General features: G+C 32.3%; 4 protein-coding genes and 1 pseudogene. 3 read left to right on the top strand and 2 right to left on the bottom strand.

Features of this window, described 5'->3' with window-relative positions; translation table 11 throughout:
• A pseudogene (locus QZN33_RS11490) lies at window positions 1-130 on the bottom strand (pyridoxal 5'-phosphate synthase lyase subunit PdxS); the annotation flags it as partial.
• Between the two features lie 544 nt (window positions 131-674).
• Here QZN33_RS11490 and QZN33_RS11485 point away from each other — a divergent pair.
• The 3 genes from QZN33_RS11485 to QZN33_RS11475 are packed head-to-tail and all read left to right on the top strand — an operon-like array spanning window position 675 to window position 4,507.
• A complete protein-coding gene (locus QZN33_RS11485; RefSeq protein WP_296792754.1) occupies window positions 675-2,228 on the top strand; it encodes a nitrogenase component 1 in 1,554 nt (517 codons plus the stop codon).
• Window positions 2,229-2,243: 15 nt separating this feature from the next.
• Entirely contained in the window at window positions 2,244-3,614 is a 1,371-nt protein-coding gene (locus QZN33_RS11480) for a nitrogenase component 1 (protein ID WP_296792752.1), read from the top strand.
• A 20-nt stretch (window positions 3,615-3,634) separates the two neighbouring features.
• The gene (locus QZN33_RS11475) at window positions 3,635-4,507 is read left to right on the top strand and encodes a nitrogenase iron protein NifH (RefSeq protein ID WP_296792750.1); all 873 of its coding nucleotides are present in this window, start codon (window positions 3,635-3,637) and stop codon (window positions 4,505-4,507) included.
• Window positions 4,508-5,000: 493 nt separating this feature from the next.
• Here QZN33_RS11475 and QZN33_RS11470 read toward each other — a convergent pair.
• The coding region (locus tag QZN33_RS11470) for a lectin like domain-containing protein (protein WP_296792748.1) at window positions 5,001-5,605 on the bottom strand (605 nt) is incomplete at its 5' end.

Here is a 5,605-nt window from a genome sequence, read left to right as displayed (position 1 = left end):
CCATTACTGCCACCGCCCCTGCATCTTCTGCAATTGAAGCCTGTTCTGCATTCACTACGTCCATAATGACTCCGCCTTTTGTCATTTTGGCGAAACCTTCCTTTAACACATCTGTTCCCTTTTCTACCATGTTAATTTCTCCGTCATAATATAGTATAACAATTGTAATTATTGATTTTAATAATATATAAATGTTAAGTTTTTACATACCCTGATTAAACAAGCATATAATTTAAAAATAATCTTTTTTAACAGATGCATAATTCTTATGGAAACATTTAAATACTATGAAAATAAAATATCAAACACCAGACTATTTCTATAACAATAGTTATAAAAAAATTAAATAATATGAAAGAAGGTGAAATTATGTGTAGATGTAAACCAATGGAAGAAAAATATTATCACATGTGTATGCCTTTATTCATGTGTATGTAATATTTTATAATTTGAATGCTATTGTTAATTTCAATTTTAAATAAAGATTTGTTATCCTTTTAATTAAATAATAATTATTTTTGCAGCCAAATATTAAAATATTTTTAATTAATAAGGAAAATTTTCAATTAAACTATTATGAGGAGTTTAATTATACTTTGAACAATTGTTTATGAGATTGTTTATTTTGCAATATTATATAACAATTGTTATATTAATGTCGTGTGGTGAAAAATATGGTTAATAGACATGGAAATGGATCATGTAAAAGAAACAAAATTAAAAGAATACTTGATTTAAACAAAGATACCTGTCCTAATCGAGAACAAAGAGCTAATGGTACTAATGTATATTATGGTAAGGCATCTGAATTGTTAAATGATGCAAAACAAAGAAACATTAAAATTCCTGATAGGAAATTCCAACAGTCAGGAGGTTGTGTGTTAAATTTTTATCTTTCAAATAGGGTAACTACTATTCGTGATGCAGTAACAATATTTAATGCTCCAGTTGGATGTTCTGCAGGTTCTTTAGGTTACAGAGAATTATATCGTGGAGTTCCTGAATCATTAGGCAGAACAAACGAATATAATTCTGCCTGGATGACAACCAATTTACAGCAAGATGATGTAGTATATGGAGCATCAGAAAAACTTAGAGACGCAATTTTAAAAGCAGAAGAAAGATACAACCCTCAAGCAATATTTATCTTAACATCCTGTACTACAGGAATCATTGGTGAAGATATTGAGGGAACCGTAGATGAAGTTCAAAATGAGGTAAATGCTAAAATTGTACCAATTCATTGTGAAGGTATTAGAAGCAGATTAGTACAAACCGGTTACGATGCATTTTGGCATGCAATCTTAAAATATCTTGTTAAAGAACCTGAAAAAAAACAGGAAGACCTTGTTAATGTTGCAAGTATGCTATCATATACCTGGCAAGATAGACTTGAAATAAAAAGATTACTCGGGAAAATAGGGCTTAGGGTTAACTTCATCCCTGAATTTGCAACAGTTTCTGACTTTGAACAATTGTCAGAAGCAGCAGTAACAGCTCCAATCTGTCCAACATATACAGATTATTTATCTCGTGGATTAAAGCAAAAATATGGCGTACCATATTTCTTGTATCCTTCCCCAACAGGCATTTCCAATACTGATGAATGGTTAAGAAATATAGCTAAATATACCGGAAAAGAAGATGAAGTTGAAAAACTTATCGAAGAGGAACATAAAATATGGGTTCCTAAACTAGACGCTATTAAAGGAGAATTTATCAAATTAAGGAAAAATGGAGAAAAACCAACAGTTTTAGGTTCACTTGGTCAAGGAAGATTAGTTTCCCAAATGCCCTACTTTGATGAATTAGGCTTAGCAACACCTGCGGCAATGGCTCAGGATTTTGATGATTTATTAATAGATGAACTAGAAGAGATTATTGAAAATAACGGAGATTTCCAAATAATGGTCAATACATTCCAAGCTGCAGAACAAGCCAATGTAACAACTAATCTAGATCCTGATTTAACATTAACCTGCCCATTCCAAGGAGGTACATGGGAAAGAGATAACAATGTAACAAGAATTCACTCTTTAAGAGGTGATCCTGAACCTACCAGTGCCCAATCAGGTTATGCCGGTGCAATAGCATTCGGTAACTTCTTGTTACATGCGTTTAAAAATAAATCTTATCACAAGACTCTAGCAGAAAAAACAGAAAAAAGTTATAAAGATTGGTGGTATGAACAGGACAATCCATTATACTACTTAAATGAAGGAAAATAATCCGGAGGTGTTTGTTTGACTTGTAAAAACACATTAAAAAATAAAACTGGAATATTAACTAATATTGAAAATTTTGAAACAAACTCAGTTGAAGCACCACGATACAGTTGTGCTTTAGCAGGTGTTTATGGTACTACATTAGGCATAAGGGGAGGAATTCCAATATTACACTCCGGTGCAGGATGTGGTGTTGGCCAATTATTTGGAACATTATATGCCGGTGGAGAATCCGCAGGAGGAAATGAAGGAGGAACAAGTACCCCTTGTTCATGTTTAGTTGAAGAACATGTAATTTTAGGTGGTGAAGAAAAACTTAGAAATTTAATAGAATCTACAATTGAAATAGCAAATGATGATTTATTTGTCGTGACATCAGGTTGTGTTCCATCATTAATTGGTGATGATGTTGACACAATAGTTGATGAATTCAGAGATAAAGCAGCCGTAATTCATGTTAATGCGCCGGGATTTAAAGCAAATTCATTGGAAGGGTATAATTTATTTTGGGATGCAATAATTGACCAATTATTACCTGATGAAGCTGGAGATATTGAAGAAAAAACTGTAAATATTTTCGGAATTGTTCCATATAACCATGTTTACTGGAAAGGAGATTTATTAACAATGAAAACACTTTTAGAGTCAATAGGTATCAAAACTAACATCATATTTTCTCAAAAAAATGGTTTAGATCATATTAATAAAATTCCTTCAGCGGAATACAATATTGTTGTAAATCCATGGTTAGGTGTTCGAGCAGCTGAAAAATTAAAAGAAAAATATGGAACTCCATTCATTAAGTTTCCAAATGTTCCTATAGGAGCAAAACAAACTGGAGAATTCCTGAGAGTAATCGGTGATAAATTATCCATTCCAAGCGAAACTATTGAAGAATTTATCAATGAAAAAGAAGACTGGAACTATAGATTGATGGAATATCCTGGTGATGCAATCATATTGGTACGTCCAAATTCATTCTATGCAGTCGCTGCTGAAAGTAGCTATGCAATTGGATTTACCAAATTTTTAGCAAATGAATTAGGATACTTACCGGATATCATCCAAATTACTGATAATCCTCCTGTTGAAGTAAGAAAAGAAATATTGGACGAGATTAAAAATAATTTAGATACAGTAGTTGAACCTGATGTAGTATTTGAAGCAGATACATATAAAATCAGGAAAAACCTTGAAGATAGACCATTTTTATTCCTGTTTTCAAGTTCCATTGAATCTCCAACATCAATAGAAGATTATAATGCTTTACATATCCCAATTTCATATCCGATATATAACAAATCTGTTCTTGTAAAACATTATGCCGGATATGACGGAGGATTAACATTAGTTGAAGATATTGTAAGTTCATTTGTAGGACCATTATAAAAAAATAGAGGTGATATATTATGCCAAAACAAATAGCAATTTATGGAAAAGGTGGTATCGGAAAGTCAACAACAACTTCAAATTTATCAGCAGCATTGTCAGATTTGGGATATAGTGTAATGCAGATAGGTTGTGATCCTAAAAACGACTCGACAACCACATTAAGAAAAGGTAAATCCATTCCAACAGTATTGGATACTGTAAGAAAAAGATCAAGTGATTTAGATGAACTTGTTCATGAGGGATATAATGGCATATACTGTATTGAAGCAGGAGGTCCCGAACCGGGTGTAGGATGTGCAGGCAGAGGAATTATTGCAGCAATTGAACTATTAAATACAAACGGCATCATTGACGAATATGACCCGGATATTATTATTTATGATGTTTTAGGAGATGTTGTGTGCGGTGGATTTGCAATGCCTATTCGTAAAGGAATTGCTGATCAGGTATATACTGTAACTTCATCTGATTACATGGCCATTTATGCTGTCAATAATTTATTCAAAGGAATATTAAAATATTCAAACAACGGCGGTGCATTATTGGGTGGTGTTATTGGAAATTCCATTAAATCCTCCCTCCAAGAAGATATGATTAAAGATTTTACAGACAAAACTGATAGTGATGTAATTCAGTTTGTTCCAAGATCACCTACAGTAACACGCTGTGAATTAGATGGTGTGACAACAATTGAAGGAGCACCTGACTCTGAACAAGCAGAAGTTTACCGAAATCTTGCTAGAAAAGTGATTGACAATAAAAACAAGTTTTTACCAACTCCTTTCGAAAATGATGATTTAGCTGACTGGGCATCAGGTTGGATTAATAAATTATTATTAAATAAAAAGATTGAAAAAGACAATATTCAAGAGGGAAGCTCTGGAATATAATCTACTCAAACACTAACATAGGTCTCCTTGATTTAGTTGAACTACCACGGCTTGCAGAAGTCGTGGTATTCTTCCACCATTAAGATAAATTAAAATAATATTTGTTGTGAATCAATATTACTAAATTCTGAAACTTCTTTTACAACATCACTATCTTTAATATCCACAATGAAAAGTAGAAAATACTGAATATGCAATTTAATATCTAAATTTGATAACCTCATTGAAATTATCAATTAAATACAATAATTCAAAAGTCAAACAATATTGCGATTAAGTATTACTATAAAATCAACATAGGGAAATAGAGATTATCTGAAAACACTAAAAAAAAGAAATAGGGAAAAATATAATCCCTATTTTTTAACGGTTATTTTTTTGCTTACAGCATCTTTACCATAAGAAACCTTATAGGAGTATTTTTTACCAACTTTAAGTTTTTTAAGCACATTCTTTTTGATTTTGAAAATTGCAACACCTTTATTGCTGGTTTTTACCTTATAGGTTTTGTGTTTTTAACAGTTACATCTTTATATGTTGCAGTGATTGCGTATTTACTTGATTTTGGTTTAACAGTAGGTATTTTATAAGTTGCATAACCTTTGCTGTCGGTTTTAACCTTTTTGGTGGCACCGTTGAATTTGAAGGTTACGTATTCACCGACTACAGCCCTGCCGTCGATAGTTACACGAACCTTATAAGAGGTGCCAGCTGAGTAAAGCATGACAACATCCTTATTGCCTGCGATAACCGGTTTTGATGGAACTACAGGTTTAGCGACAGTGTAGACTTTCAATATTGCTGTTACATTATCTTTAGCAAGATCCTCCCAATTGACACCATCCACACTTCCAAATGAAACGTTTTCCTTATGATGATGTCTTGAAGTACATTCGAAAGGTAGAGAACTATTTTTGAAAACAACTTTAAAAGTATCATTTGCTGAAATTGGAACATATTGTGTTAATTTGATGGTATGATAACCTGCAAATGGGCTTACACCATTTTGTGTGTGTTTTAACACTCCATTAACATAAATATCAAATTCATAATCAACTCCCTCACTATCAAAGTAAGTACCCACGGCTGCAATTAAAT

The sequence above is a fragment of the uncultured Methanobrevibacter sp. genome, from assembly GCF_900314615.1.
Classification (GTDB): domain Archaea; phylum Methanobacteriota; class Methanobacteria; order Methanobacteriales; family Methanobacteriaceae; genus Methanocatella.
This window is presented reverse-complemented; position numbering and strand designations above follow the sequence as displayed.

What these genes read in the sequence shown, in the direction of transcription:
- QZN33_RS11485 (WP_296792754.1), top strand. Translation starts at nt 675, where the DNA reads ATGGTTAATAGACATGGAAATGGATCATGTAAAAGAAACAAAATTAAA.
- QZN33_RS11475 (WP_296792750.1), top strand. Translation starts at nt 3,635, where the DNA reads ATGCCAAAACAAATAGCAATTTATGGAAAAGGTGGTATCGGAAAGTCA.